A 26,688-nucleotide genomic window follows, 5' to 3' on the forward strand; every position below is an offset into this window, starting at 1 on the left:
TTCCCCCCACAACATAAAAAAACAGATCACTATCCTAGGTGATCTGTTTTTTATCTAGTCTCATTAGTTATTTACTACTTCTTTACCATCATAATGTCCACATGCTTTACATACATGATGTGGTTTTGTTAGTTCACCACAATTTGAACATTCTACCATGCCAGGTACGTGTAATTTTTTATGAGTACGACGTTGATTTTTAACTTTTTTTGAAGTTCTTCTTTTAGGTACTGCCATGACTTACACCTCCTTCAAATACGAAAGCAAAACTTGAATCAATATTCTTATTTTTCTTTCTCATTATCTTTAAATAGATTCTCAAGCTTCTTTAAACGAGGATCTATTTTCTTTTCCTTTGCATTTTCCGAAGTTACTTCCCAATCATTTCCCTTTTGTTGGAAGCTTTGTTGGTCATCCGCTTCATCAGAAAACACTCGAAAAGGAACCTCCAATAAAATATTTTCCTTGATATACGGCGTTAAGTCAAGCACTTCTCCATCAATTAGATGAATTTCACTATCTCCATCTTCGTCGACAAGATAGGTTGAAGTAGTAAAAATCTCCCTAGCTTTAATTTCGAAGGGGTATTCTACATCTACTAATGTCCGTGCGCAAGGTAAAATCATTTCACCTCGAATTGTAAATGAAAAGATAAATTGATCTCCTTGTACCAAACAATCTCCCTGTACTTGTACAGGATCAATTCGTCGTATATCGTTATTCATTGTTTCAAGCTCTGAAACATCGACCTTTTCATCAAATGTAAAAGGTTCATTAAATGCTTTTTTCTTAATCTGTGTTACTGTAAATTTCATTGTTTTCACCTCAAGGCAACAAGAGTAATTGTAAAAGGAAAATAGCGTTTTGTCAATATATTTTCTTTACAGATTGAAAAATTTAGTCAAATTTATACATAGTATTCCCTAAGTCATACGACATAGTCATTTTTAAAAAGGATCATTGGAAGGTAGGTCATGCACAAACATGTTTTTTTTGGTACAATATACCATACTAGAGTCGTGGGAGTGTTAGTATGAAAGCTTGTGGACTAGTTGTTGAATACAACCCATTTCATAATGGACATGTTTATCATATCAATGAAGCCAAAAAAGTATCAAATGCCGACTGTATGATCGCAGTAATGAGTGGCACTTTCCTACAACGAGGAGAACCAGCAATTATCGATAAGTATCACCGTACAAAAGCCGCAATTAAAACCGGTATCGATATAATGGTAGAATTACCTTATCCTTTTGCTGTACAAAGTAGCTATTTATTTGCAAAAGGTGCTATCTTAACACTACATAAAATTGGTGTCGATAGTATTTGTTTTGGTAGTGAATCAGGAGATATTTCACCATTCATAGCTGGGTACGAAACACTTACACAAAACCAGTCAGCATACAAAAAACAGTTATCAATCGGATTAGATGAAGGATTATCTTATCCAGTTGCAAGCAAAAAAGCTTATCAAGAAATCGGTCTAAAACCTAATCAGATTGATTTAACAAAACCAAATAATATTTTAGGATTTAGTTATGTCCAAGCTATCAAAGATCATCAGCTACCGATCGAACCTTTTACCATTAAACGAACAAATAATAATTATCATGATGAAACAATAACCGGTTCGATTGCTAGCGCTACTAGCATTCGTAAGCAACTATTACAAAATAATTATTCTGCAGATGAAGTTGACTATACAATACCAGTTGAAACCGTTCATCAGTTGAAAGAATATAAACAAAAAGCAACGACATGGCATTCCTGGGAGCACTATTTCCCACTCTTACATTATCGTGTACAAACTATGTCACTAGAGGAACTTTCATCTATCAGCGGGATGGACGAAGGTATTGAACATCGGATTAAAAAAACCGCTAGAAATGCGGCTTCATTTGTTGACTGGGTATCAAAGATTAAAACAAAGCGGTATACATGGACGAGAATTCAACGTATTTTTGTACATTTACTTACTAATACAAAAAAATCAGAGATGCAGCTACTAGAAGGGATTTCTTCTGTACCTTATGTTCGTTTATTAGGGTTATCGGAGAAAGGACAAGAATATTTAAGTCAACAAAAGAAGAAAATGGACATTCCACTCATTACTAAATTAAGGCGTAACAACCATCCACTACTATCAATGGAAGAAAGAGCTACCAATGCGTATTATAGTGTACTACCTACAAAAAATAGGTTCGAGCTTTTCAAACAAGAATTGTATGGTCCAGTCATAGAAAAAAAATAGGCCTATCAAAGGTCTATTTTTTTTCTAACTCCTGTAAATATGACTGAGCATCTTCAAAGGTATCTACAGGAACAATTTTCATGTCTGTGCCTATTTTTTCAGCAGTTTTTTTGGCTATTTCATAATTCGAATCACTAGCCCCATTTTCATTTGGAGCAAAGAAAATTTCACAGCCTTCGCGATCAGCAGCAATTACTTTTTTGTCAATACCACCAATTCGCAGTACATTTCCTTCATAATCAACTTCACCAGTTCCGGCAATCTCATATCCCTTTGTTAGATCCTCCTCCGTTAGTTGATCATATATTTCTAATGAGAACATAAGACCCGCACTTGGGCCGCCAATTCTACCACTAGAAAAGTTTACTTCTGGATCAACTTGCACTTTCCGATCCGTCACTAGACTGATACCAATCCCAACATTATTATCTAACTCCTCTAATTCAGCAAGGGTTATACTTTCCGTTTTTAATTCATCATCACGTTCAAATTCAATTTCAATAGTATCTCCTGCTATTTTGTTTGACACATAGCTAATTAAATCCTCGGCACTCTTCATCGTTATCTGATCAATACTGGTAATCAAGTCGCCAACCTGTAGAATATCATCTGCTGGCACACCCTCTAAAACTGAAACAACATACACACCGTTATCCTCAATTATTATATCTTCTTTTGCCGCTTCATACGCGACAACTATTGCTTTTTCTTGAGAACTATCCATCATTTGTAATTGAGCCTGGATATAGTCCTCCTCAGTTATCCCTTCTGGTCGAACTTCATGAAGAGGTAATATTTCTTGATAAGGTAATACCTTCGCAAACATATATTGAATCGGAGTAGCTTGTCCTCCCCTAACAGTTACAAGATGCATGTCTCCTTCACTAGGATATCCACCTACAACCTCTACAATAGGATTTAATGCATCTGCACCACCTGGTTTTTGAATATAGTATGGCAGCTTATAGGAAGAGAGAATTAGGGCAATGAAAACAACAATTACTAAATAAACTATCTGTCTTTTTGTAAACTTCATAAAAAATCTCCTTTTATCATGGTAACTTCCTACATTCATTAATATGTATTAACTAATAAAAATATTGACTTTATTACCAGACAATTACGCAATCTTTTCGCTCCACCTAAAAAGTGTGTGGCATAAACTACTACCGTTAAAGCGTATATTGATATAGGCACGAATACTTGTCTAATTCATATTACACCTGTACATATTTTACAAACTAGAATTATTTTACTATTACCTTAAAAATAAGTACAGTCAAGATTCACCATTAGGAGGCAAAATATTGAAACAAATAGTGAAAACATTGATGCTAGCAGGCTTTACCATTTTCTTTGCATTTACATTAATAAAATTCCCAAAGGATGCCTTGGAAGCGAGTATCCGTGGACTCGACATGTGGTGGGAAATCGTTTTTCCCTCCTTATTACCTTTCTTCATTATAGCAGATTTATTACTTAGCTTTGGTGTAGTAAGATTTCTTGGAGTTATTTTCGAACCAGTTATGCGTCCTTTATTTAATGTTCCAGGTTCGGGTAGTTTTGCTTGGATTATGGGTATGGCTAGCGGATACCCAACTGGGGCAAAAATTTCTGTACGATTACGAGAAGAAAAACAGCTTTCACAAATTGAGGCAGAGAGGCTTGTTTCATTTACCAATGCATCTAGTCCTCTTTTCATATTTGGAGCAATTTCGGTTGGATTCTTTCATGATCCAAAGCTAGGGATTCTTCTTGCTACATGTCATTATGTAGGTAATGCTCTTGTAGGCATATGCATGCGCTTTTATGGTCGAACAGAGGACCAAAAGAATAAAACGTATAAACCTAAACAAAAAACTTCGTTAAAGCGAGCTTTTACGGAAATGCATGAAACGCGAATAAAAGATACTCGTCCTCTTGGAGAGGTTATGGGTGATGCAGTTTTAAACTCTATTAAAACTTTAGTAATGGTTGGTGGATTCATTATTTTATTTTCAGTCTTAACAAAATTACTATTTTTAATAGAGATCACCCCAATCATTGCACTTGTTTTCCAACAAATTTTTATACTATTTGGATTACCAGTGGAATTAGCCCTGCCTTTTATTTCGGGGCTATTTGAAATAACGATTGGTGCTAATTTGGTTTCAAAAGAATCTATGGATCCGTTTTTAGCTAGTATTATTGTTGTAAGTTTTATATTAGGATTTAACGGTTTCTCTGTCCAAGCTCAAGTTGCAAGTATCATTTCAAAAACAGACATTCGATTTGCACCCTATTTTTTCGCAAGAATTCTACATGGATTTATTGCCAGTTTCTTAATCATCCTTTTATATAGACCACTCTATGTAAATAGGCAAGTATTTGAAATGGACGAGGTTCCCGTTAGTAAGCCTATTCAACAGGATAATATGTATCAGGTTCTAGAACAAATAAGTCAGATAGGACCTCTGATTACGATCGTTTTCCTGGCACTTGCTGTCTATATTTCACTTAGAAGAATGAATAATAATTAGAAAATGATGTAGGGTTACTGGTAGCAAAATACTGGAGATGGATTATTCTTAGATATTTCACCACTAAATTGAAATAGTGGATGGAAATCGCATGAAATTTCCATCCACTATTATTAAACTGTAATGATTATGTTATGTACATGATAATGGATTATCTTCCTGGTGAGCAGCATTATTATTTGAATTTTTGTTGTAAGGCTTTTTCAACAGGTTCTGGAACTAAATCAGATACATTCGCTTTATATTTTGCTACTTCTTTTACAATGCTTGAGCTCAAGAAAGAATACTGATTATTCGTCATCATAAATAATGTTTCAATCTCTTCATCTAATTTTCTGTTCATGGATGTAATTTGCATCTCATATTCAAAATCACTGACTGCTCTTAATCCACGTAAAATTGCTTGAGCGTTTTTTTGTTTAGCATAATTTATTAACAAGCCAGCACTTGCATCAACGCTTACATTTGATAAATGCTTCGTTGATTCCTTAATAAGGCTCATACGCTCTTCGACAGAAAATAATGGGTTCTTTGATTGGTTATTGAAAACAGCAACAATCACTTCGTCAAAAATCGAGGCACCTCGTTCAATAATATCTAAATGCCCATATGTAATAGGGTCAAAACTACCCGGACATATTGCTAATCTCCCCATCATGCATTACCTCCTTTAATTAATATGTTCAAGAATAGTGACGCCAATTGTACCACTGTAATTAACCTGTTTAACTAGACGAAAACTTTCCAATGAGAATGAGATGGTTTCAGCTGGATCATGTTCACAGTAGATTATTCCATTTGTTTCAATTAATTGGTGATTGACGATTTCATTTAATAATTCCTCATAATCCACCTTTCCATACGGAGGATCAAGGAAAATTAATTTAAATGTTAGTTCTCTTTTGGCTGCCGCCTTTAGTGCACGGTATGCATCAGCGCGAAAGACCTCGATACTTTCATCTATTTTTAAGCTTCTAACATTCTCTTTTATTGTTTGTATAGCTTTTGGATGTTTATCGATAAAAATACATCGATTCATTCCTCTACTAATTGCCTCTATTCCTAATGAACCACTGCCAGCGAACAAATCTAGACAAATACCCCCATCAAAAAAGGGTCCCATTACTTGAAACACCGCTTCTTTTACCTTGTCAGTAGTCGGTCTAGTTGATTTACCAGGTACTGCTTTTAATTGTCTACCTTTATGTATTCCTGCAACTACTCGCATGTATACCACCTCATGTGGACATTATTCGACATTACCAATATAGTTTAGCTTGTAAAAAAAATTTACGCAATATGTATATATTTTTTACCCTTGTACATAATAACATATGAGACAGCTAATGCGTAGCTTGGTTGTTTCAAAACACGGAGAAGAGACTTACACTTCCCCATAAGTTCTCCTCCGGTTTCTCCTCTCCCTTTGCCTTTTTGTTTTCTAACAAGAAAACAAAGGGACCTGCAGAAAATATTTCTGCAGGTTTTTTTATGCAGCTAGACTGGTATTAGATGAAACAAACATTGGATGGGAAGTAAGACATGGCTGATTCGATTCTACTTTCTATCATTTACTTTAATAAAATACACAAAAATCCTTTGCGGAATCTTTACCGCAAAGGATTTTATATACCCATTTTATAATCATATTGTTTAGCTTTATCTGGCTTTGCACCTTCAAACTCTGTACGAATTTCAGGTTTAAAAGAAAGATCTACACGTGAGACAAACGAGTGTCGCAATAATCTAGACTCTACTTCTTCTAATTCAGTCTGGTCCACATAAATAACTGCATATTTTAATTTTTTTGATGCATATAATAAATTGCCATATCGTTTCAGTTGCTTTAAATTTTTCATATGCTGAAACCAAACAATGATACCTTGTCGTTTTGTTCTCATTATGTCTCCCCGCTTACATCTTTATTTCCACATAGCTTATCAGAAAATGGCTATTCGTTCAATAATAGCTTTTTTAGGAAGCCTTACTGCCACCACAGCCACAACTACCGCCACTTCCACAGCCACAACCATCTGTTAAAGCTGCACCATCTTTTGGCACTTTAATATCCTTACTCACACTAAATGCAACATATTCACTAATCTCATCTAACAATCTTTGAAGATTACGTTCTGCAATTTTATAGTTAGCGACTTTATCATGCATATCCATTTCACGCTTCGTTGTACGGACTTTTTTCATGATTTCATTGTAGTCTGGATGGTATCTACCAAATCGCTGAACATCCTCATATTGTATTTTTATATCATTAAAAGCTTTAATTAGCTTTTGTGCTTCAGGGTCGGTGTTCAATTCGTGACGTGCTTTTTGAAAAGCTTTTACAACATCTGAATGTATGATCATGTCTCCTAATAATTCAGCTCGATCTAAGATATCTACATATTCTAGAGTGGCTATCATACGTATTCACCTCCACTCTTATCTTACCATTATTTTGGCATAGTGAAAATGAAAACGCCTAATCTTTCATGGAATCAGCAAATTGTAGAAACATGCCTACCATTTGAACACCGTTATTTATTCTTTCAACCTGTTGTGTAAATGTCTTCCCGTAAAACTGCCTGGCTTCTTTTTCTAACTCCGATAACCTATTCGGATCCCTAGTTAAATAACGATACCAAATTGGATTTTGTCGTACGAAGTGCAATAATTCTGGTCGAGACTTTAAAAATTGATAACAATATCTATTCATAGATTTTATCAATCCCTAAACCAATTAAAAGGTTGATTTCTTACCATTGGGTTAGGTTTCTTTTTATCCTGGAATTGTCCTAGTAGTTCTTGCAAAGTTGATACTGTACCACTTAATTCTTGTACTTGCTTTTGAACCTTATCCATATCAACATTTTCCGTTAACCTCATTAATTGACTAAAAAATTCGGATTTACTCCCGCTTTTCTCACTCGACTCTTGTTCTTTCTCAATAAACTCCTCCCACATTGGGTCATCTTCTCCAAGTAACACCCATTTTTCGTAATATTCCTGCCATGATCTACCATTTTTTCGTATCTCTGCTCTTAGTTTCGGATGATCATTTATAAATTTCTTAAATGCAGCGATCTTAGGATGTAAATCATCACTCATTCTATTCACCCCATTTTTTTCTAGAAATAAATTATCTGCCAAAGAAGTAAATTTTTTTCCTCTAAATAATTTATGCGACCAAACCAAGCCATGTGCATAGCCTATTTTTTGCATAAAAAAAACGCATGATGACATGCGTTTTCTTATGGCTTGGTTAAGAAATTTTGTGTATAGTAAAAGCGAAACACCCCTACTCCCAAATGGGTGTATTTTGTACTTAATAATGCTTCACGGTGACCTTCACTATTTAACCAACCTTCTACCGCTGCAGGTGCATCGACATATTGAGCTGCAATATTTTCACCAGCTGCAAAATAATAGATTTCCTTTTCTTCTAGCCTTTCTTTTAATCCTTCACCATTTAGTCCATAATGGGAAAAATAATTATTCTCCGCCATATCTTTGCTGTGCAAATATGCTACCTCTCGAACAGTATCATCCCAGTTCAATGTAGGTTTATCATAAAAATTACGGATAACATTAGAAATATCAAATATTTGTTGTTCCATACCATTCTCAATCTCTTCCCACTCTTCATCACTATAATTAGGTTCAGGAGGTAAATCTCCCCGATATTGTAGTGCATATGGTCGATGCTTTAATAACACTTCACCAGTCATAATTCGTATGGAAGATAGCTTGTCAGTAAAGGTATCAAAATATGGTTGAATAAATAGATCATTAGTAATCTTTGCTAATGGTCGTCTCTTTATATCCTCTTCTTTTAATTGAAAGGTGTAAGATGAAAGTCCTTTATTATAGGATACATCACTTTCAAATGAAAGTTCTTCAGCTATCGATTCATAGGAATCTCCGATCGTAAAAGGGTCAATATCTAGTTCTAACCCTGTTGCATAAATAGTTTGAATCTCCCCTTCGACCACACCAAACTGCATATATTTTGTTGTTTCATTTGTATATACCCACCATTCATAATCATAGGCACTTTTATCTTTACGTACTGGTTCTCCGAGTGTGTCTAATAACTCATCAGTGTCTTTACCGATCCATCTAAATAAATCTCCTTCTAGCTTTTGATCAGCAATCATTTTTTCAGGTACTTTTTTGGTTCTTAATTCATTTTTTTTCTCATCAAATACTAGTGTGATTTGATCAATCGCCTCTTTTGGAGTCATATTCGTTTTTCCTATAATGTAAAAAGCGATTAAAGCTATAATGGATAGCACGATTAAACTTCGTATAATACGCATGGAGATTCTCCTTTATTAAAGACTCTTTTCACATTAAAACAGCCTTATTTAATTATGATATATTTTAACTATATGTACTAGATTTGAATTCCATTCTTAATAGTTATACTAATTTATAAAAATTATACTAGAAAAAAGATGTTTCAATTTATTGAACATAACCTTCATTAAAATGAAATTATTTTCCTTTTCCGTTGCAACTTAAAGTATTTCGTACTATTATAGTTTTAGTGATGATAAATTTGCGAGGTGGAGAAAATGAGACTAGAGAATTTAGGTATTGAAGATACGGTAATGGATTTAAAACCACTTGATCACATAATGGGTAAACACGCATTTATTCGTGCAGGTCAATGGGATTATGAGCGTGTAACATATGATTATAAAATTGGATCTAAAGAAAAAAATATTACATATTATATTCGTATACAAGGATATGCTATCGAAGGCGATGTAGATCGTGGAAATGCAGTAATTAAATTACTAACTCCACTACTTGGAAAGCACTACTACCCACATGGTGTTGAATATGGTGAAGAAGAAAACTTTCCTGAAAACCTTGTAGAACGAGCAAATAAAATAGTTGCTAAGGTTAAAGACGAACTAAGTAATTATGAAAAGTAATTTTATCATAAAAACTAAAAGCCAACAGCAAATATCTGCTGTTGGCTTCTTCATATATAAAACTAACGGAAAACAATAACTTTATCATAAATTAGTAATTATTTGTCTGTTCAAAATCAAAAATTAATGCTATATTTTTCATAGATAGAAGCAAATGAGAAAAGAGAATTTTGAAAGGAGACTTTATGTCTTTTGTTCCTTAAAATTACGAAACGTCAGTGGAATTTAATTATTTTATTAGTTATTCTTTTATTAGCCTTTTATTTTATATTACCTATTTCATTACCGCTAATTATCGCTTTTCTAACAGCATTAGTACTTAACCCTGTTGTGCGATTACTTCAGCGTAGAATTAAATTTAGTAGAAGAAATTCCGTACTTATTATATTCCTGCTATTCTTACTATTAAGTGGTGTGCTTGGTACATTTATTGTTACAAAAACTGTTACGCAAGTAGTTGATTTTGTTGAAGCAGTTCCAACTTATATTAATCAATTAAATAATATTTATGAGGACTGGGAAGAAAATCTCAAGCAATATACGAAGGATTTACCACCTGAATTTTTCGAAGAGATATCAAATAGTTTAGAAGGATACATCACAGAAATTAGTAATACGGTTAAAGAAAAAATTACAATCGAGAATATTTCTAAGGTCTTTGCTGTAATTCCACAATATTTAATTAGTATTATTGTGTACTTAATAGCATTATTCCTATTTATGCTAGAGCTACCGAAATTAACAGCTAAAATGTATAATCTTCTGACTAAGGAAACAGCTGAAAAGGTAACATTTATGACCAACCGTGTTAAGAATGTGATTGTAGGTTTTTTCAAAGCTCAATTCTTAGTTAGCATTCTAATATTTATCGTAACATTATTAGGATTATTACTGATCGTTCCAGAAATAGCGTTAGTAATGTCCATCATCATTTGGTTAATTGATTTAATCCCAATTATAGGCTCTATTATTATCTTGGGACCTTGGGCATTGTTTATGTTATTGGCTGGAGATGTTACGATGGCAATAAAATTAGCAATGTTAGCTATCATACTACTTGCTATAAGAAGAACGGTAGAACCAAAAGTAATGGGTAAGCATATCGGGCTTTCACCACTAGCTACTCTGATAGCGATGTTTTTAGGGTTACAGCTATTAGGAATACTAGGATTTATTCTTGGCCCATTAGCAGTAATTGTCTTTAACTCAGCTAGAGAAGCTGGCATTATCAAATGGGATATGAAAATTTAATTAGAAAACTAGCATTCACCAGGCCTTTATGGTGAATGCTTTAATTTCATATATGAAGGATGCGGCTGAGAAAAAAGTGTATCAAACAATGGAAAATCCGAACTAATGATTAGTCGGATTTTCTTTTGGGATATTTTCGTAAGCTTTGTTGCTATTTTTGTATAAACTGAGAAGTAACTTAAGATATGAAACATGAAACTAGGAAAGTTATACATTCCAACCTGGCTAAAAAAACGTGTGGGCTCCTTAAAGTCCCACACGTTTTTAGGTTCCTAGTATAGCTTTTATTAAACTAGTGGTCTCCCCACCATCATAGAGTACATATAATAATAAATACACCATAATTCCAGTTATCGCAGTGAAAAACCATATAATACTCGTAACTGGTCCTACTTTTCTATGTACAGAGATCCTACGTTTAAATGCGAGTACTAACGTTACGATACCAAATACTGCACCAGTTGTAGCTAAAATAATATGAAACACTAAAAATATCGTATAAAATACTTTCAGTTCATCAGGTCCTCCAAAACTAGTATTTCCAACAAATATAGTTCGAGATGCATATATAATAAAAAATATCAATGCACTAATCGCAGCAGAGATCATTACTTTTTTATGAGAGGTTTCTTTCCCTTTAACAATTAATCTCCAGCCTATAGCTACTAATATAGCGCTTAATAAGATAAAAAATGTACTGATTGTCGGTAAAATAGCCATGTTCCACGTTCCCTTTCTATTCTATTTCCATTTAATCTCCCTATAGGGAGAAAAGCACAATTATAATCCAAATTGTACTTTTCTATTTATCTTTAATCTTAGTTAGACTCCGTAGCATTTGCTACTGGTAACGGATCAATTTTATGACTTTCAGGATTAAACCATCCATAAAATACTCGTGCTAAGATTACACCATATGTGATTTCCTGCATAATCTTCATAATAATACCACCTAGTTGTTGATCCTCTAACGTACTCATTGGAGAGAACATTTCAGGTCCTGAGATAGTAAATGTAAGACTACTCAAAACATCCCCAGGGACACATAAACTCATTGCTTGTATCCATGCTCCAGTAGCACTATATGCCTCATAAAATGGTGCGTTTGAGAAAATGATTAAGACACAGGCAGGTGTGATTAAGACACTATTCCCAAAGATATAAAATATTTTTCCTAACGGATTCATTCGATCAAATTCTTTAATCGGTGAAAGAATTGGTAACCAAACAATAAAGGCAGCAATCAATAAAATAATAGAAATCGATGTATGTGCTACCATAGATGATTTCGAATAATCGAATATTGCAGGTATATGGTACAACGAAAACAACGCATTAAATAACAAAGCTGAAATAATTGGCAATGTTAATAATTTCAAAATAGGTTTAATAATCGGCTTAAGTAAAACCCTTTCCCATATCCAAGCAGGAATACCTTTTATAATAAGCATAGGAAATATAATTAAATAAATTGCCATTTGAGCCATATGTGCAGTTAGCATAATATGAGTCAATAAATCAATGGGAGACCCCTTAACTGCATATAATAGTACTAAACCTGTATAAAAGAAGACTTGCTGCTTCGTTGTTGGCTTCTCTGTTACACCGAATTTATATCGTAATGGTCCTGTAATTAAAAAATATAGCAACCCGATAAATACTACAAACATAAGGAAGTACGGACTCCACAAGGCACGGAATCCAAAAATCTGTAATTCTAACCACATAGTTATTCACTCCAAAAAACTATTCTAATTAGTAGTATAACGTATTTTTGATCATTGAAACATTGAAAATGTGACATTTTACGCAAAATGCTAGTGATAAAAAGAAAAGATCAGGAACACTCCTGATCTTTTTCTATATTACCACCAGATGATTAAGGTAAGTGCTAACACGGTAACAATAGCTGCTCCGATTCCACCGTATATCATTAAAGATGGCATTTCATGTCCTTTATCCTTCATATGCATAAAATAGTAGAACTGAAAACCAACTTGAACTACTGCTAATAATAACAATAGTGGAATAGCAAAGAACTTATCCATTCCTGTTAGGACAACAACGAATGCAATGATCGTAAAAACAATCATCAATACAAACGTAATTAATTGCTTAATCATTTCATCTTTATGCTTTTGCTTATGGAAAGTATCTGGATTTCCGGTATTGGTGTTATTTGCCATAGCTTACCCCACCTTCCCCATTAAGTATACAACTGTGAAAATAAATACCCAAACAACATCTATAAAGTGCCAGTATAAACTGAACGTGTTAAATTTAGGTGCGTTGTATAGATTCAAACCACGTTTCGCATTACGTACCATAATAGCTGTTAACCAACATAGACCGAATAATACGTGACCTCCGTGGAATCCAACTAATGTATAGAATGCTGATCCAAAAGCAGATGAACGGAATGTAAATCCATAATCATGGATATAGTGATAAAACTCATAAATTTCTAAGGAAAGGAATGCTAGACCTAATAGCCCCGTAATCCCTAACCATAGTTGCATTTTCTTAAAATCATTATTTTTCATATGATACATTGCATATACACTAGTTAATGAACTAGTTAAAAGCAACATAGTCATAATGAATACTAATTCTAAACCAAATAATTCTTCAGAAGAAGGACCACCAGCTGTTGAATTTTTTAAAGCTAAGTAAGTCCCAAACAAACTTGCGAAAAGAACTGTTTCTCCTCCAAGAAAGAACCATAGCCCTAAAAATTTATTTTTACCCTCTAATGTAGCCTTCTCTGGGTTATGTGGCATTGTTTCTGGATTTAAGGAATGATCGTGACTCATATTAGTCAGCCTCCCTTTCAAGTTCTTCTTTTGTAATATGATAGCCGTGATCATCCTTAAGTGATCGAACTAACATACTACCAAGACCGATAGCCATACCACCAAATAGGAAGATATATGCGATATCGTAATTAGTTTGGTAAATAAAACCAAAACTTGCAATAAAGAATCCTAAAGACATTACAAATGGAATAATGGATCCATTTGGCATATGAATATCACCCAATGGTTCTGCAGGTGTCATTTTACCTTTACCTTCCATTTTTTCAATCCATAACGGATCTAAACCACGAACTAATGGCAATTGCTTAAAGTTATAGTGTGGTGGTGGTGATGAAATCGCCCACTCTAATGTACGGCCATCCCATGGATCGGCAGGTGCTTTTTCTCCTTTAACAGCAGTGTAAATTGCATTGATTAAGAATACAATGACACCAAATGCCATGAAGAAAGCTCCAATTGTACTGATTAAGTTTCCTGTATCCAACCCTTGGTCTTCTAAGAATACCCAATAACGACGTGGCATACCCATAAGACCTAAGAAATGCTGGATAAAGAATGTTAAATGGAATCCAATAAAGAATGTCCAGAACGTTAATTTACCCATACCTTCATGTAAGATGCGTCCGAAAATCTTCGGCCACCAATAATGTAGACCAGCTAATATACCAAATACTACCCCACCAACAATTACATAGTGGAAGTGAGCTACAACGAAATAAGTATCATGATATTGGTAATCGGCAACTGCTGCTGCAACCATTACTCCAGTCATACCACCAAGTGTGAATGAAGGAATAAATCCTAATGACCAAAGCATTGCGGAATTTATTGTAATACTTCCACCCCAAAGTGTTAGTAGCCAGTTAAAAATCTTAATACCAGTAGGTACGGCAATCGCCATTGTTGCAATTGCAAATATTGAGTTTGCTACAGGTCCCATACCAACCGTAAACATGTGGTGGGCCCATACCATGAAACCTAAGAACGCGATTAAAATAGTTGCAAATACCATTGCTGTATAACCAAATAAACGTTTCTTAGAGAAGGTTGAAAATATATCACTGAATAAACCAAAAGCAGGTAAAATCAAGATATAAACTTCTGGATGTCCAAAGATCCAGAATAAATGCTGCCATATAATCGAGTTACCACCTAATGCAACATCGAAAAATGCTGCACCGAACATACGGTCAAACATTAGTAGGAAAAGTCCTACAGTTAATGCTGGAAAAGCAAATAGAATTAAAATACTTACTACAAATGTAGTCCAAGTAAATAACGGCATACGCATGTAAGTCATACCAGGTGCACGCATATTTACGATAGTTACTAGGAAATTAATACCCCCCATTAACGTACCAGCACCGGAGAGCTGTAGACCCATTACATAATAATCAACACCATGTCCAGGTGATTGTGTGGATAACGGTGCATATGCAGTCCAACCAGAATCTGGTGCACCACCTGTGAACCAACTTACGTTTAGCATAATTCCGCCAAATAAGAACATCCAAAAACCTAATGAGTTTAAAAATGGAAACGCTACATCACGCGCACCAATTTGCAATGGCATTATAGCATTCATTAAGCCTAGTAGCAACGGCATCGCTGCCAAGAAAATCATGGTTGTACCATGCATAGTAATCATTTCATTATATAAACCTGCACTAATGAAATTATTTTCAGGTTTAATTAATTGAATACGAATTATCATTGCTTCTAATCCACCGAGTAGGAAAAACAAACCACCTGCATACAAATAAAGTTTCCCAATTTTCTTATGGTCAACTGTCGTTAAGTAGTCCCATAACACGGCGGCGAAGCCTTTGTTTTGAGTAGCTGCATTACTCACAAGTTAAACCTCCCTTTTACGTCTTCCATCCCTATTTTTATTTAGTTACCAGCACTTTCAGGTGTAATATCAGAAGGCTGCAGCTGCAATAAATATTCAGCAATTGCATCAGCATCTTCATCTGAAAGGGCAGGATATTTTCCTGTCATTTTATTACCTGGTTTAATTGTTTCAGGATCTTGAAGCCAATCTACTAAGTTGTCTTTTGTTAATTCTTTGATCCCTGCAAGACGAGAACGGTCTCCGAAGTTTGTTAAATTCGGACCAGTTGCAACTGGAGATGATCCAATAGCGTGACAAGCCATACAGTTATTTTCTTCGAATAACGCTTGACCTTCAAGGGCTACTGTATCTTGTGGCTCTTGTTCAGGGTCTACATTTTGCATATCTGCAATCCATGTTTCATATTCTTCAGGACTAACTACAACAATCTTAAAGTCCATCAATGAGTGAGATGGTCCACAGAATTCTGCACATTTTCCCCAATAAACGCCTTCTTCATAAGCTTCAATATACATTGTGTTTTCATTTTCAGGGTTTACATCCATTTTTCCTGATAATGAAGGAACCCAAAGTGAATGAATTACATCAGAAGAAAGCATATTTAAGTATACTTTTTCTCCAACAGGAATATATAAGTCCTGGCTAGTTTGAATTTCTTCACCAGCATAATCAAAATGCCACCAATATTGGTTTCCTGTTACATTGATATTAATTGAATCCTTTGCATCAGTTTCATCAGCTAAATCAAAAGTTGCGAGTACAGTTGGAACCGCAATAATGATTAACAAAAGGATTGGAATTACTGTCCAAACAGTTTCTAATGTTTGGTTACCTTCAACTTGTTTTGGTATGTAATCTTCTTGCCCTTTTTTCTTACGAAAACGTATAAGAGTAATTACATAAATAACCATTACTACAGCAAAAACAAAAAGCATGATAACGGTTGTTAAAATAATTAAATCCATTGAAGATTCAGCACCATACCCCTTTGGTACTAAAGCTGTTAAATTTTCTTTACCACAGCCTGATAAAACTAGCGCCAATGAGCCTAACAGGAATAAAGCTCTAAATTTTCCCATCCAACCTAACATGTATTCATACCTCTCTTTCTCTTCATTCATCCTTGTATTTTATTTAATTAATAGGGAAATCGATAGTTATTATTGCCATCATCACAAATAGAATTGTTAAATAATTTAATGAATAAATAAATATCATGTTTGCCCACTTTAAATCATCCTTAACAAAGAATCCTCTAATTGCGATAAGTAACCACCCAACATTAAGCAACGTAGCAATTGTCACAAAAATTGCTCCTAAAGATGTTAAAAAGAATGGTAATGGCAATAAACATGCAATATAAATTACAATTTGTCGTTTTGTGAATTCAAATCCATAAACAACTGGAAGCATTGGTATATTAGCAGCTTTGTAGTCATCTACTTTTTTCATAGCCAATGCTAGGAAATGTGGAGTTTGCCATATAAACATTATAAGAAACAACACAACCGGTACGATATGGAGATTAGGATCTATAGCTGCCCAACCAATTAGTGGTGGGACCGCTCCAGAAAAACTACCTACTACTGTATTAAGTGTGTATTTTCTTTTTGACCACATGGTGTATAAGACGACATAAGCAAACCAGCCAAATAATGCGATTAAGGTAGCTTCAACTGTTGTAAATAACAAAAAAGCAAGCCCAAGAATTGTCGATGCGACTCCCAAAATAAGAACGGTTTTTAATGTAAATCTCCCAGTAACAGTTGGGCGATTTTTAGTCCGAACCATTACAGGATCAATATCCGCATCATACCAATTATTTAAGATTGTACCCCCTGCAATGACTAGGGCACTACCTGCCATTGTTAACAAGAATATGTCCCAATTTGCTAAAAACGAGGAATTGGTAAAATGAAGTGCTAATAAAAATCCAACAGTAGCTGTCATTAAATTTGAATTAACAATACCAACTTTAATAAGAGCCTTTAAATCTGACAATAGTGTTGTTTTGTTTTCCCCTGATACAGTAACATTCCCCAAAACCTGTGAAGTAGTAGTTGTTTCAGCCTTGTTCATTATGATTATCCCCCCTTCAAATCCCTACTTAAGGAACACATTTAAATAAGCATACTTTGAGTAGTTATAGAACTATTAGTATTACTATTCCCTTAAGTATCCTTATTATATTCTTCATTGTATCATGGAACCAAATCGATATTCTATTGTACTACATAGCATTAATTTCCTTTTTAAAAATATATGACAATTTTGTGAATGGCATATATAAAATAAAATAAAAGGCATTTCAGCCTTCCAATTAACGCATTATGTAGCAGCCCAAATATGGACATAGTATTTTGAAGCTTATCAAATATCCCCTACATTATTTCTAGCAGACAATGGAGAACAATGCAAGGTTTTTTTCTTTTTTTAACGTGAAAATAGTGATAAATCGTGATAATATGAAACTTATGTGTCAATTGTCACATTTTCTGCTAATTTTGTTGATTTATATAATCATAAGATATTATTATGTAAGTTAGAAATAAATGGAGCAACATCATTCAAACTAGTTTTTGGTTCATAATTATAAACAACACGAAGTGAGGAAATTTTTATGGTTAAAATATTAAAATGGCTTTCGGTAGTAGCATCCGTTGGAATGATTTTTATCTTAATCGGTGGTGCACTAGTAACAAAAACAGAGTCGGGTGCAGGGTGTGGTTCTAGTTGGCCATTATGTAACGGAGAATTTATTCCTACAGATATTTCCCCTGAACTAGTGATCGAACTTAGCCACCGATTAGTTTCGGGAATAGTCGGTATCGTAGTTCTATTACTTTCATTCCTTTCATGGAAGCATATTGGACATATTCGCGAGGTTAAATTCTTATCATTTCTCTCTATATTCTTTCTTGTATTACAAGGTTTAATAGGAGCTGCTGCTGTTATGTGGGGACAGTCTGATTTTGTTTTAGCAGCTCACTTTGGAATATCATTGATTTCTTTTGCAGCTGTTTTCCTGTTAATGCTTTTAATATTTGAGATTGATAAAAAGTTTGACACAAAATCACTACACATAAACAAAAAACACCGACTCGAAATTTACGCACTAACACTTTATACTCTGATCGTTGTGTATACAGGTGCACTTGTCCGTCATACTAATGCAAACCTTGTATGTGGTGATTGGCCATTTTGTACAAACACTGCTCCTTTTGATTTTTCTAGTTACAGCTTGGAGCAATGGATTCAGATGGGACATCGCTTAGCCGCTGGAGTATTATTTATTTGGACAGCAGTATTATTCTTTCGAATGATCAAAAATTATCGTCATTCTCGCGTCATGTTTTGGGGATGGACTACTGTATTTGCCTTAATTACATTACAAGTATTTTTCGGGGCAATGATTATCTTCACCCTATTAAATCTTGGTATAGCGTTACTTCATGCATTAGTGATTTCCTGCTATTTTGCTATGCTGAGTTACTTTATTCTTCTATCATCTAGAAGTGCTGCTATGGAAAAGAGTCATTCACAATCAAATCAATCTAATAATTTTATTAAAGTTAAGTAAAAAACAGGTAGTAGATTTTTTTCTACTACCTGTTTTCTTATTCGAATTCAATTAATAAATCATCTACAGCTATTGCCTCTCCATCCTGCACATGTATAGATTTTATTGTACCAGAAAAAGGAGCTTGAACAGTTGTTTCCATTTTCATTGCTTCTGTAATTAATAAGTGATCACCTTTGTTAACTGATTGACCTTTTTCACAAATTACTTGTACCACCGTTCCTGGCATTGTGGCTCCTATTTGCTTTTCATTTGTTTTATCTACTTTTTGTTTAGTAGCAATTTGGGATTTTACACTTTCATCTTTGACAACCACTTGACGAGACTGTCCATTTAATTCAAAGTAAACAACTCGCGTACCATCTGCACGAGGTTCTGATATAGAAACTAATTTTACTATTAATGTTTTCCCTTGTTCAATTTCTACTTCTATAACTTCCCCAATCTTCATTCCATAAAAGAATGTCGGTGTATCTAGTACAGAAAGATCACCATAGGATTCATAGAATTTGTGATAGTCCATGAATACCTTAGGATACAATGCATAAGAAATCATGTCGAAGCTAGTAACTTGTCGGTCAAGCGTTTTAAATAAGACCTCTTTTAGGTGATTAAAATCAATTGGATCCATTAATTCACCAGGTCGAACCGTAATTGGTTTTTTCCCTTTTAAGATAATACGTTGAAGTTCCTGAGGGAAACCTTGGTATGGTTGCCCTAACGATCCTTCAGCAAGCTCTACTACAGAGTCAGGAAAATCAATTGTTTCTCCCTTTTCATAAATATCATCTTCTGTTAAATTATTTTGAACCATAAATAAGGTCATGTCCCCTACTACTTTTGAAGAAGGAGTCACCTTTACAATATCTCCAAACATATCATTTACCCGACGGAACATTTTCTTTACTTCATTCCAGCGATCTTCTAAACCTACCGCTTTTGCCTGTTGTCTTAGGTTACTATATTGACCACCTGGCATTTCATGTAAGTAAATTTCTGTATGAGGTGCTTTCATTCCACTTTCAAATGCTTGATAATAATCTCTTACCCCTTCCCAATAATGAGAAAGTTTTTCATAAGATTCAACATTGATATGCGGTTGACGTTCCTTTCCTTCTAGGGCATGATATAAAGTCTGCCCACTTGGTTGGGAGGTCATCCCAGCCATCGGTCCACATGCGACATCTACAGCGTCCACTCCTGCATCGATTGCGCGTGCATAAGTGAAAATTCCATTTCCACTAGTATCATGCGTGTGCAAGTGAATAGGTAAATCAACCGTTTCCTTTAAGGAAGAAACTAACTGAAAGGCAGCCTCTGGTTTTAATAATCCCGCCATGTCTTTTATCCCAAGAATATGTGCCCCTGCATTTTCTAGTTCTTTAGCCATATTCTGATAATACTTCAGATCATATTTCGATCTACCTGGATCTAGTATATCTCCTGTATAACAAATAGAAGCTTCAGCAATTTTATTATTTTCTCTTACTGCGTCAATCGCAGGCTTCATACCTTCTACCCAATTTAAGCTATCAAATATACGGAAAACATCTATTCCCGCAGAAGAACTTTTTTCAACAAACTCTTGGATAAGGTTATCTGGATAATTTTTATAGCCAACTGCATTACTAGCCCTAAGTAGCATTTGGAACAATACGTTTGGCATCTTCTTACGTAGTTTTAATAGACGTTCCCAAGGATCCTCCTTTAAGAAGCGATAGGCTACATCAAATGTTGCCCCTCCCCACATTTCTACTGAGAACAAATTCGGTAAAAGCTTTGCAGTGGGTTCAGCAATTTGAACAAGATCCTTCGTACGTACTCGTGTGGCAAGTAAAGATTGATGCGCATCACGGAACGTTGTATCTGTTAACAGTACTTCCTTCTGTTCCTTCAACCATGTTACTAAGCCATTTGGTCCTTGTTCATCTAATATCTGCTTTGTGCCTTTTGGATAATCTAGTTGTTTACTTACTTTTGGCAAAATAAGCTCTGTAAACTCTGGTTTGCTTTGTTTACTTAATCCCTCAAAACCGTTTACTGTAGTATGGCCAATATAGGTAAGCATCTTCGTTCCACGATCTTTTCGTTTTGGAAATACGAATAGTTCAGGAGTTTGATCAATGAACGTCGTGTTATACTCCCCTGACATAAAGTTTCTGTGTAGAATCACGTTTTCTAAAAATGGTATATTCGTTTTAATCCCACGAATCCGAAATTCTTTTAAATTTCGCACCATCTTCTGAGCAGCTTGTTCAAATGTTAATGCCCAGGTAGAAACTTTAACCAGTAGTGAATCGTAATGTGGAGAAATTTCCGCTCCTTGGAAACCATTTCCAGCATCTAGACGTACTCCAAATCCTCCACCTGTTCGATAAACCATAATTTTACCCGAATCAGGCATAAAATTATTTAATGGGTCTTCCGTTGTCACACGTGATTGAATTGCACAACCTAACGTTTTTATTTCATCTTGATGTGGAATTCCAATAGAGTCACCATGAAGATGTTGCCCATCCGCTACTTTGATTTGCGTTTGCGCAATATCCACACCAGTAATCATTTCTGTAATCGTATGCTCCACCTGAATACGTGGATTTACCTCGATAAAGTAAAACTCATCTCCAGTAACTAGAAATTCTACCGTTCCAGCGTTTATATAACCCACATTTTCCATTAGGTCAACAGCAGCTTGACAAATTTTTTCTCTAAGTTTCTCACTTAAAGAAACACTTGGAGCTATCTCTACTACTTTTTGGTGTCTTCGTTGTACAGAACAATCCCGCTCATAAAGATGAACGATATCACCGTGCTGGTCACCAATAATCTGGACCTCTATATGCTTTGGATTTTCGATTAGTTTCTCTACATAGACTTCATCATTTCCAAATGCAGCTTTAGCCTCAGACTTAGCACGATTAAAGCTTTCTGCAACACTGTCAGCACTTCGGACGATTCTCATCCCACGACCGCCACCACCAAGTGATGCCTTAATAATTATCGGATATCCATGTTGTTCTCCAAATGCTTCTACTTCTTGTAGGTTATCAACAGGACCATCACTTCCTGGGATTACTGGTAATCCAGCCTGTATTGCTTGTTGACGAGCTCTAACTTTATCACCAAACATATGTAAATGCTCACTTGTAGGACCAATAAAAATAATTCCTTCTTCTTCACAACGCTTTGCAAATAGAATATTTTCAGATAAGAAACCATAACCAGGATGTATCGCATCTACTCCCACATCTTTAGCGAGCTCTATGATTCCTTCAATATCTAAGTATGCATCAATTGGCTTTTTACCTTTTCCTATTAAATATGCTTCATCGGCTTTATAGCGATGATAAGAACTGGAATCTTCCTTCGAATAAACTGCTACGGTTCGTATATTTAACTCTGTACAAGCACGAAATACTCGAATCGCTATCTCTCCACGGTTTGCTACTAAAATTTTATTAATCCTATTTAACTTGACCATTTTCTTCCTCCTTTAAAATTAGAAACGTTACTTAATGGTGGAGTTTCTGAATTTGCTGGAACTGGTTCTTGCTGATTCTTCTTAACATTCATAGCAATATTATTTAAAATCCCCATTGAAATCATTAATACTAACAATGAAGATCCTCCATAACTAACAAATGGTAAGGTTACCCCTGTAATAGGAAGGATACCACTAATAGACCCTAAGTTTATAAACGCTTGTACACCTACCATTGAGGAAATTCCAATAGCTAGTAATGCTCCAAAGCTATCTTCACATTTTCTCGAAATAAATAATCCTCTAAGAACAATCGTTGCAAGCATCCCGATAACGATCACAACACCTATGAAACCTAACTCTTCAGCAATAACGGCCATTATAAAATCATTATGTGGACCGAATAAATAACCTAGCTTTTGTACGCTTTGGCCAAGCCCTTCACCAGTTAGACCTCCAACACCAATTGCTAAATATGATTGAATCAATTGATAACCACCATCATCAGGTGAATTAAATGGCTGATAAGCACCTGTAAATCGAGATACCCTCTCGTCTGTAACCATATTCGGAATTGCTATACCTACTAAGACAAGTCCAATGACAATTAATAAAAATAAATGTTTGAACCTAATTCCAGAACTAAAGATAACGGTACATGCAATTAAAAAGATAATAGAAGCCGTTCCTATATCCGGTTGTAATACAATTAACCCTAATATAAACCCTGTTAAAATAAGTGGCGGAAGAACACCCCGATTAAAATCATTAATATAAGCTTGTTTTTTTGAATAAATCGAAGCTAAATAAATGATAAGTCCTAATTTAGCAAACTCTGCAGGTTGAATACTTATTGGACCAATAAAAATCCACGACTTGGCATTTCCACCAGCGACTCCAAATATTAATACGGCTACTAACAACCCAATAACAGCAAAGGTTATTATTTTTGTAAATTTCAGATAATACTTATAAGGAAATACGCTACAAAAGATAAAGCCTATTAGACCGATAAAAAACCATTGAGTTTGTCTAAATAGATAGTGCGTACTTTCATACCCCTCAACAACAGCCAATACCATACTTGCACTATAGATCATGACAATCCCAAATCCAGCCAACAGTATAGGAATAATGATTAATGTGAAATCGTAGTGTTTTAATTTTTGTATCATCTTGTTTCTCCCACTTTATATAGTATAACATATTTTTAAATAGTATGTCACAATGTTGTGTGTAAATAAGTTTAAACAAAAAAACCTTGCCCATTCTTATGTCGGCAAAGTTTTAATCACATAAATCCTTTGGTACGTGCAGCAGGTTACTCAGAATCCTGTGCTGCTTCATGTAAAATATTAAGCTGCCTCTCTAAATTTTCAAGAAGTGCTTTACCTTCATCTTCGCTGATTAAGTTTAAACGAACAGCAAAATCGATCTCCCTTGAAAGACCAAACATTTGTGTATCCAAAACTTCTTCGTATAAAGGACATTGTGGCATCGTCAAATTTTCAATTTGGACTTCGATAAGCCGTAATATTTTATCAGCATCAGCCTTAAGAAGGGCATAGGCTTTTTCACGATGATCGATCGTTACCTCTGGCATCATTTATATCCCCTCCACTAGTAAAACTATACTCATTGCTTCATCTTATGATATAGATATTAACATTATTAGTATTTTTAACATGCTTTCTTCTATCTATATTATCGTTAGAAGCAATAAAATGCAAATATTATTGATAATGTTATAGTAAATTTCTAATTATATTTCAGATACCGTGAAAAAATGAATATTCTCTGATATGCTAGGGGTATACGAAATGAAAGGTGGATAAAAATGATAGTCCCTATTATTGGCAATGTTACATATTCTATTACGATGGATCCTACTGTTTGGATTTTTGACGATCGTAAAATATTATTAGATGAAGCATTTTCAAATCAAGTACAAAATAATGAAAACCAAGAGGATGAGTTAGAGAAAGCAGCAACAAGATGGGATCGTGAAGTGTATCACCAAAAAGTAAATCCTCCTGTCAATAAAAGTATTTCACGTCTTGAAGGAGAAAAAATCTTAACAGAATCCTATGTAATGCCCATTCAACATTTTTTGAACCATGCTGAAATAAATCCAGAGGGTTCGGAAGCTATTTTAGTTACTACTAATGGTGAGATAACGATTTCCTTACAAGAACTTAATGATTCCTATTTATTATTTGCCTTAAATGGTAAACCACTAAAGGAAGATGGGCCTGTCCACCTTATTTATAAAGATGGGTCCAATCGCGATAATCCTATTAAAGGAGTACAAAAAATTAAAATAAACTGATCCCTTAGGCAGAGTCAAAAGTGGATCAATTAATGAGAAATCCGAACTAATTTGTTCGGATTTTCTTTTGAGATATCTTCATAAGCTTTATTGCTAATTTGGTATAAACTCCGCAGTAAATGCACTTAGTATAGGTCAAGTAACAGCACCGTGATTTCCGCTCCGGGCAGTCGCTTTCACAGTTTCTACTTTGCCACGGGCACGACCTCAGCCAGGGAGCATCTTGATTATGCTTCTTTACCCTTGCGCCGAGTAACTATGCTTCTATGCAATGTTAGAAAACGCTGGCGTATATTTTGGGTCTTCGAACACGTGCTGTTCCCGCATAGAGTCAACTGCCCTCCACTCCAATCACTAGACTAAAAAGAGTATTAAACAGCAAATAACAATGTGAATTGTATAGCTCAATACCAGCGGAGTTAATTTTCGGAGCGGTAATATGGTACAAACCATCATTTCCAAAATACTGTGATTCTTTTACGATTCAGCCGTAAAAAAATACATTCTATACTTGCTGATCCTGAATCATTCGTCTTTGGAATGGAGCTTTTATATTTTGTCCCAGCTTCTTTTTTAATTTGTATAATTTGACACGTACTACTAAGAATAACAGTAAAGTATTATCTTTTTCTTTACACTTATGTAGGAGGAGTGTCAAATGATATTTCGAATTAGTGTTTTAGTAGCTAGCATATTCTTAATCGTAGGATGTCAACAAGATGATACAGAGAATTCGTTACCCACTCAAGAGCAGGATCAAGACGAGCGGATTATCAATGTGAAAAATTCAGATCCAAGAGAAAAACGGGATCTTACAAATGAACAAATCGCAGATCATTTAGCGAATGTAGCCAGTGACGTTCCTGAAGTAGATGATGCAGTTGCCATTGTTGCAGGTCCTTATGCAGTAGTTGGTATTGATGTACAACAGGAATTAGATCGTTCAAGAGTTGGCACCATCAAATATTCTGTGTTGGAAGCATTACAACATGACCCATACGGTAAAACTGCAGTAGTTGTAGCAGATGGTGATGTAAACGAGCGAATTCGCTTAATGGCAGAGAAAATGCGACAAGGACATCCTGTTCAAGGAATTGTTGATGAAGTTTCCGCAATCGTAGGAAGATATATGCCAGATTTTCCAATTCCAGAAGATCAACCTGAAACACCTGATATCAACAAAGAAATTCTGGATAAAGAAAATGAAGAGGATAATCTAGATGATATCCAAAATGAGCAATCAAAAAATCATAAAGAACAACGAGAAGACTAAATGATAAAGGTGTTACCAATATATCTTGGTAACACCTTTTATATTAATAAGCTTCTTCTTGCTGTGTATCATTATAATAGTGAACACCGTAGGATGAACCTTCGGAAACCATCTTAGCATTGTCTAACTGCGCTTCATTCTCACTTGATATTTGATCCGGTATACCAGCATTTAAAATAGTTGATGATTCTATAGCTTCATCGTCGTTAAATACCTGTCTTAATTTTTGACGAACATTCTTATTACTTAAGAGAAACCCTGCTGCTCCTAGTGCAGATATAACATATCTTTTTTTCAAATAGATCACCCTTTCTCTTCATACTATTCATTAACTATTACCCCTTATATTTTGGATTTAAACCACGATAAGTATTCCTCTTATACGAATGCTTA

28 protein-coding genes are annotated in these 26,688 nt (G+C 34.8%); 7 read left to right on the forward strand and 21 right to left on the reverse strand.

All coding sequences use genetic code 11. The features are described 5' to 3' along the window. Positions 1-63: 63 nt before the first annotated feature. Positions 64-237, reverse strand: a complete 174-nt coding sequence (rpmF, locus tag GMD78_RS14440) for a 50S ribosomal protein L32 (RefSeq protein WP_155669505.1) — start codon at positions 235-237, stop codon at positions 64-66. A 47-nt stretch (positions 238-284) separates the two neighbouring features. After that, entirely contained in the window at positions 285-815 is a 531-nt protein-coding gene (locus GMD78_RS14445) for a YceD family protein (protein WP_155669506.1), read from the reverse strand. Positions 816-1,033: 218 nt separating this feature from the next. Between GMD78_RS14445 and GMD78_RS14450 the strand changes: the two genes are divergently transcribed. Then, on the forward strand, positions 1,034-2,251 hold the full coding sequence (locus GMD78_RS14450) for a nucleotidyltransferase (protein ID WP_155669507.1): 1,218 nt from the start codon (positions 1,034-1,036) through the stop codon (positions 2,249-2,251). A 13-nt stretch (positions 2,252-2,264) separates the two neighbouring features. On the opposite strand, the gene GMD78_RS14455 is transcribed toward GMD78_RS14450, so the two are convergent. Beyond that, the gene (locus tag GMD78_RS14455; RefSeq protein ID WP_155669508.1) at positions 2,265-3,287 is read right to left on the reverse strand and encodes a SepM family pheromone-processing serine protease; all 1,023 of its coding nucleotides are present in this window, start codon (positions 3,285-3,287) and stop codon (positions 2,265-2,267) included. Between the two features lie 271 nt (positions 3,288-3,558). Between GMD78_RS14455 and ylbJ the strand changes: the two genes are divergently transcribed. Next, on the forward strand, positions 3,559-4,770 hold the full coding sequence (ylbJ, locus tag GMD78_RS14460; protein WP_196493832.1) for a sporulation integral membrane protein YlbJ: 1,212 nt from the start codon (positions 3,559-3,561) through the stop codon (positions 4,768-4,770). Positions 4,771-4,945: 175 nt separating this feature from the next. Here the strand turns inward: ylbJ and coaD are convergent, their stop codons facing one another. From coaD to GMD78_RS14495, 7 genes are all read right to left on the reverse strand, one after another. Continuing rightward, entirely contained in the window at positions 4,946-5,425 is a 480-nt protein-coding gene (coaD, locus tag GMD78_RS14465; protein ID WP_155669509.1) for a pantetheine-phosphate adenylyltransferase, read from the reverse strand. A gap of 15 nt (positions 5,426-5,440) precedes the next feature. Next, positions 5,441-5,998: a 16S rRNA (guanine(966)-N(2))-methyltransferase RsmD gene (gene rsmD / locus GMD78_RS14470; protein ID WP_155669510.1), complete on the reverse strand. Its 558-nt coding sequence runs from the start codon at positions 5,996-5,998 to the stop codon at positions 5,441-5,443. Between the two features lie 397 nt (positions 5,999-6,395). Continuing rightward, a complete protein-coding gene (locus tag GMD78_RS14475) occupies positions 6,396-6,671 on the reverse strand; it encodes a YlbG family protein (RefSeq protein WP_155669511.1) in 276 nt (91 codons plus the stop codon). Positions 6,672-6,744: 73 nt separating this feature from the next. Then, positions 6,745-7,191: a YlbF/YmcA family competence regulator gene (locus GMD78_RS14480; protein ID WP_155669512.1), complete on the reverse strand. Its 447-nt coding sequence runs from the start codon at positions 7,189-7,191 to the stop codon at positions 6,745-6,747. A gap of 58 nt (positions 7,192-7,249) precedes the next feature. Further along, positions 7,250-7,483, reverse strand: coding sequence for a YlbE-like family protein (locus tag GMD78_RS14485; RefSeq protein ID WP_155669513.1), 234 nt, complete (start codon positions 7,481-7,483; stop codon positions 7,250-7,252). 8 nt (positions 7,484-7,491) lie between these two features. After that, positions 7,492-7,875, reverse strand: coding sequence for a spore coat protein YlbD (gene ylbD, locus GMD78_RS14490; protein ID WP_155669514.1), 384 nt, complete (start codon positions 7,873-7,875; stop codon positions 7,492-7,494). A 143-nt stretch (positions 7,876-8,018) separates the two neighbouring features. Then, positions 8,019-9,086, reverse strand: a complete 1,068-nt coding sequence (locus GMD78_RS14495; RefSeq protein ID WP_155669515.1) for a CAP domain-containing protein — start codon at positions 9,084-9,086, stop codon at positions 8,019-8,021. Between the two features lie 258 nt (positions 9,087-9,344). On the opposite strand from GMD78_RS14495, the gene GMD78_RS14500 reads away from it, so the two are divergent. Both GMD78_RS14500 and ytvI read left to right on the forward strand, forming a co-directional pair. After that, on the forward strand, positions 9,345-9,710 hold the full coding sequence (locus GMD78_RS14500) for a YugN family protein (RefSeq protein WP_155669516.1): 366 nt from the start codon (positions 9,345-9,347) through the stop codon (positions 9,708-9,710). A 192-nt stretch (positions 9,711-9,902) separates the two neighbouring features. Next, on the forward strand, positions 9,903-10,961 hold the full coding sequence (gene ytvI / locus GMD78_RS14505; protein WP_155669517.1) for a sporulation integral membrane protein YtvI: 1,059 nt from the start codon (positions 9,903-9,905) through the stop codon (positions 10,959-10,961). 264 nt (positions 10,962-11,225) lie between these two features. On the opposite strand, the gene GMD78_RS14510 is transcribed toward ytvI, so the two are convergent. From GMD78_RS14510 to cyoE, 7 genes are all read right to left on the reverse strand, one after another. Next, a complete protein-coding gene (locus GMD78_RS14510; RefSeq protein ID WP_155669518.1) occupies positions 11,226-11,681 on the reverse strand; it encodes a DUF420 domain-containing protein in 456 nt (151 codons plus the stop codon). A 98-nt stretch (positions 11,682-11,779) separates the two neighbouring features. Then, on the reverse strand, positions 11,780-12,688 hold the full coding sequence (ctaG, locus tag GMD78_RS14515; RefSeq protein WP_155669519.1) for a cytochrome c oxidase assembly factor CtaG: 909 nt from the start codon (positions 12,686-12,688) through the stop codon (positions 11,780-11,782). A gap of 138 nt (positions 12,689-12,826) precedes the next feature. Further along, the gene (ctaF, locus tag GMD78_RS14520; RefSeq protein ID WP_155669520.1) at positions 12,827-13,147 is read right to left on the reverse strand and encodes a cytochrome c oxidase subunit IVB; all 321 of its coding nucleotides are present in this window, start codon (positions 13,145-13,147) and stop codon (positions 12,827-12,829) included. A gap of 3 nt (positions 13,148-13,150) precedes the next feature. Further along, positions 13,151-13,774, reverse strand: a complete 624-nt coding sequence (locus GMD78_RS14525; protein WP_155669521.1) for a cytochrome (ubi)quinol oxidase subunit III — start codon at positions 13,772-13,774, stop codon at positions 13,151-13,153. 1 nt (position 13,775) lies between these two features. Then, complete coding sequence (ctaD, locus tag GMD78_RS14530; protein ID WP_343042340.1) at positions 13,776-15,629, reverse strand: cytochrome c oxidase subunit I; 1,854 nt, start codon at positions 15,627-15,629, stop codon at positions 13,776-13,778. A gap of 41 nt (positions 15,630-15,670) precedes the next feature. Continuing rightward, positions 15,671-16,723 (reverse strand): cytochrome c oxidase subunit II, encoded by a 1,053-nt coding sequence (coxB, locus tag GMD78_RS14535; protein WP_155669522.1) that lies wholly within the window; start codon positions 16,721-16,723, stop codon positions 15,671-15,673. 43 nt (positions 16,724-16,766) lie between these two features. Continuing rightward, the gene (cyoE, locus tag GMD78_RS14540; protein WP_155669523.1) at positions 16,767-17,711 is read right to left on the reverse strand and encodes a heme o synthase; all 945 of its coding nucleotides are present in this window, start codon (positions 17,709-17,711) and stop codon (positions 16,767-16,769) included. A gap of 541 nt (positions 17,712-18,252) precedes the next feature. On the opposite strand from cyoE, the gene GMD78_RS14545 reads away from it, so the two are divergent. Beyond that, complete coding sequence (locus GMD78_RS14545; RefSeq protein ID WP_155669524.1) at positions 18,253-19,212, forward strand: COX15/CtaA family protein; 960 nt, start codon at positions 18,253-18,255, stop codon at positions 19,210-19,212. 37 nt (positions 19,213-19,249) lie between these two features. On the opposite strand, the gene pyc is transcribed toward GMD78_RS14545, so the two are convergent. The 3 genes from pyc to GMD78_RS14560 form a co-directional block, all read right to left on the reverse strand. Further along, positions 19,250-22,693, reverse strand: coding sequence for a pyruvate carboxylase (pyc, locus tag GMD78_RS14550; RefSeq protein ID WP_155669525.1), 3,444 nt, complete (start codon positions 22,691-22,693; stop codon positions 19,250-19,252). Beyond that, complete coding sequence (gene ftsW / locus GMD78_RS14555) at positions 22,681-23,868, reverse strand: putative lipid II flippase FtsW (protein ID WP_155669527.1); 1,188 nt, start codon at positions 23,866-23,868, stop codon at positions 22,681-22,683. The genes pyc and ftsW overlap by 13 nt, the downstream gene beginning before the upstream one ends. Positions 23,869-24,014: 146 nt before the next feature. Continuing rightward, a complete protein-coding gene (locus GMD78_RS14560; RefSeq protein WP_196493834.1) occupies positions 24,015-24,296 on the reverse strand; it encodes an Fpa/YlaN family protein in 282 nt (93 codons plus the stop codon). A 234-nt stretch (positions 24,297-24,530) separates the two neighbouring features. On the opposite strand from GMD78_RS14560, the gene GMD78_RS14565 reads away from it, so the two are divergent. Both GMD78_RS14565 and GMD78_RS14570 read left to right on the forward strand, forming a co-directional pair. Then, positions 24,531-25,022 (forward strand): hypothetical protein, encoded by a 492-nt coding sequence (locus GMD78_RS14565; protein ID WP_155669531.1) that lies wholly within the window; start codon positions 24,531-24,533, stop codon positions 25,020-25,022. 658 nt (positions 25,023-25,680) lie between these two features. Beyond that, on the forward strand, positions 25,681-26,295 hold the full coding sequence (locus tag GMD78_RS14570) for a YhcN/YlaJ family sporulation lipoprotein (RefSeq protein WP_155669533.1): 615 nt from the start codon (positions 25,681-25,683) through the stop codon (positions 26,293-26,295). Between the two features lie 43 nt (positions 26,296-26,338). Here the strand turns inward: GMD78_RS14570 and GMD78_RS14575 are convergent, their stop codons facing one another. Further along, positions 26,339-26,593 (reverse strand): hypothetical protein, encoded by a 255-nt coding sequence (locus GMD78_RS14575; RefSeq protein WP_155669535.1) that lies wholly within the window; start codon positions 26,591-26,593, stop codon positions 26,339-26,341. Between the last annotated feature and the right edge of the window lie 95 nt (positions 26,594-26,688).

Origin of the sequence: Ornithinibacillus caprae (assembly GCF_009728145.1) — a bacterium.
Lineage (GTDB): Bacteria > Bacillota > Bacilli > Bacillales > Amphibacillaceae > Ornithinibacillus > Ornithinibacillus caprae.

Bases quoted from the DNA above. Each gene is read 5' to 3' on its own strand.
- rpmF (WP_155669505.1), bottom strand. From the start codon at position 237: ATGGCAGTACCTAAAAGAAGAACTTCAAAAAAAGTTAAAAATCAACGT.
- GMD78_RS14445 (WP_155669506.1), bottom strand. From the start codon at position 815: ATGAAATTTACAGTAACACAGATTAAGAAAAAAGCATTTAATGAACCT.
- GMD78_RS14450 (WP_155669507.1), top strand. From the start codon at position 1,034: ATGAAAGCTTGTGGACTAGTTGTTGAATACAACCCATTTCATAATGGA.
- GMD78_RS14455 (WP_155669508.1), bottom strand. From the start codon at position 3,287: ATGAAGTTTACAAAAAGACAGATAGTTTATTTAGTAATTGTTGTTTTC.
- coaD (WP_155669509.1), bottom strand. From the start codon at position 5,425: ATGGGGAGATTAGCAATATGTCCGGGTAGTTTTGACCCTATTACATAT.
- rsmD (WP_155669510.1), bottom strand. From the start codon at position 5,998: ATGCGAGTAGTTGCAGGAATACATAAAGGTAGACAATTAAAAGCAGTA.
- GMD78_RS14475 (WP_155669511.1), bottom strand. From the start codon at position 6,671: ATGAGAACAAAACGACAAGGTATCATTGTTTGGTTTCAGCATATGAAA.
- GMD78_RS14480 (WP_155669512.1), bottom strand. From the start codon at position 7,191: ATGATAGCCACTCTAGAATATGTAGATATCTTAGATCGAGCTGAATTA.
- GMD78_RS14485 (WP_155669513.1), bottom strand. From the start codon at position 7,483: ATGAATAGATATTGTTATCAATTTTTAAAGTCTCGACCAGAATTATTG.
- ylbD (WP_155669514.1), bottom strand. From the start codon at position 7,875: ATGAGTGATGATTTACATCCTAAGATCGCTGCATTTAAGAAATTTATA.
- GMD78_RS14495 (WP_155669515.1), bottom strand. From the start codon at position 9,086: ATGCGTATTATACGAAGTTTAATCGTGCTATCCATTATAGCTTTAATC.
- GMD78_RS14500 (WP_155669516.1), top strand. From the start codon at position 9,345: ATGAGACTAGAGAATTTAGGTATTGAAGATACGGTAATGGATTTAAAA.
- GMD78_RS14510 (WP_155669518.1), bottom strand. From the start codon at position 11,681: ATGGCTATTTTACCGACAATCAGTACATTTTTTATCTTATTAAGCGCT.
- ctaG (WP_155669519.1), bottom strand. From the start codon at position 12,688: ATGTGGTTAGAATTACAGATTTTTGGATTCCGTGCCTTGTGGAGTCCG.
- ctaF (WP_155669520.1), bottom strand. From the start codon at position 13,147: ATGGCAAATAACACCAATACCGGAAATCCAGATACTTTCCATAAGCAA.
- GMD78_RS14525 (WP_155669521.1), bottom strand. From the start codon at position 13,774: ATGAGTCACGATCATTCCTTAAATCCAGAAACAATGCCACATAACCCA.
- coxB (WP_155669522.1), bottom strand. From the start codon at position 16,723: ATGTTAGGTTGGATGGGAAAATTTAGAGCTTTATTCCTGTTAGGCTCA.
- cyoE (WP_155669523.1), bottom strand. From the start codon at position 17,711: ATGAACAAGGCTGAAACAACTACTACTTCACAGGTTTTGGGGAATGTT.
- GMD78_RS14545 (WP_155669524.1), top strand. From the start codon at position 18,253: ATGGTTAAAATATTAAAATGGCTTTCGGTAGTAGCATCCGTTGGAATG.
- pyc (WP_155669525.1), bottom strand. From the start codon at position 22,693: ATGGTCAAGTTAAATAGGATTAATAAAATTTTAGTAGCAAACCGTGGA.
- ftsW (WP_155669527.1), bottom strand. From the start codon at position 23,868: ATGATACAAAAATTAAAACACTACGATTTCACATTAATCATTATTCCT.
- GMD78_RS14560 (WP_196493834.1), bottom strand. From the start codon at position 24,296: ATGCCAGAGGTAACGATCGATCATCGTGAAAAAGCCTATGCCCTTCTT.
- GMD78_RS14565 (WP_155669531.1), top strand. From the start codon at position 24,531: ATGATAGTCCCTATTATTGGCAATGTTACATATTCTATTACGATGGAT.
- GMD78_RS14570 (WP_155669533.1), top strand. From the start codon at position 25,681: ATGATATTTCGAATTAGTGTTTTAGTAGCTAGCATATTCTTAATCGTA.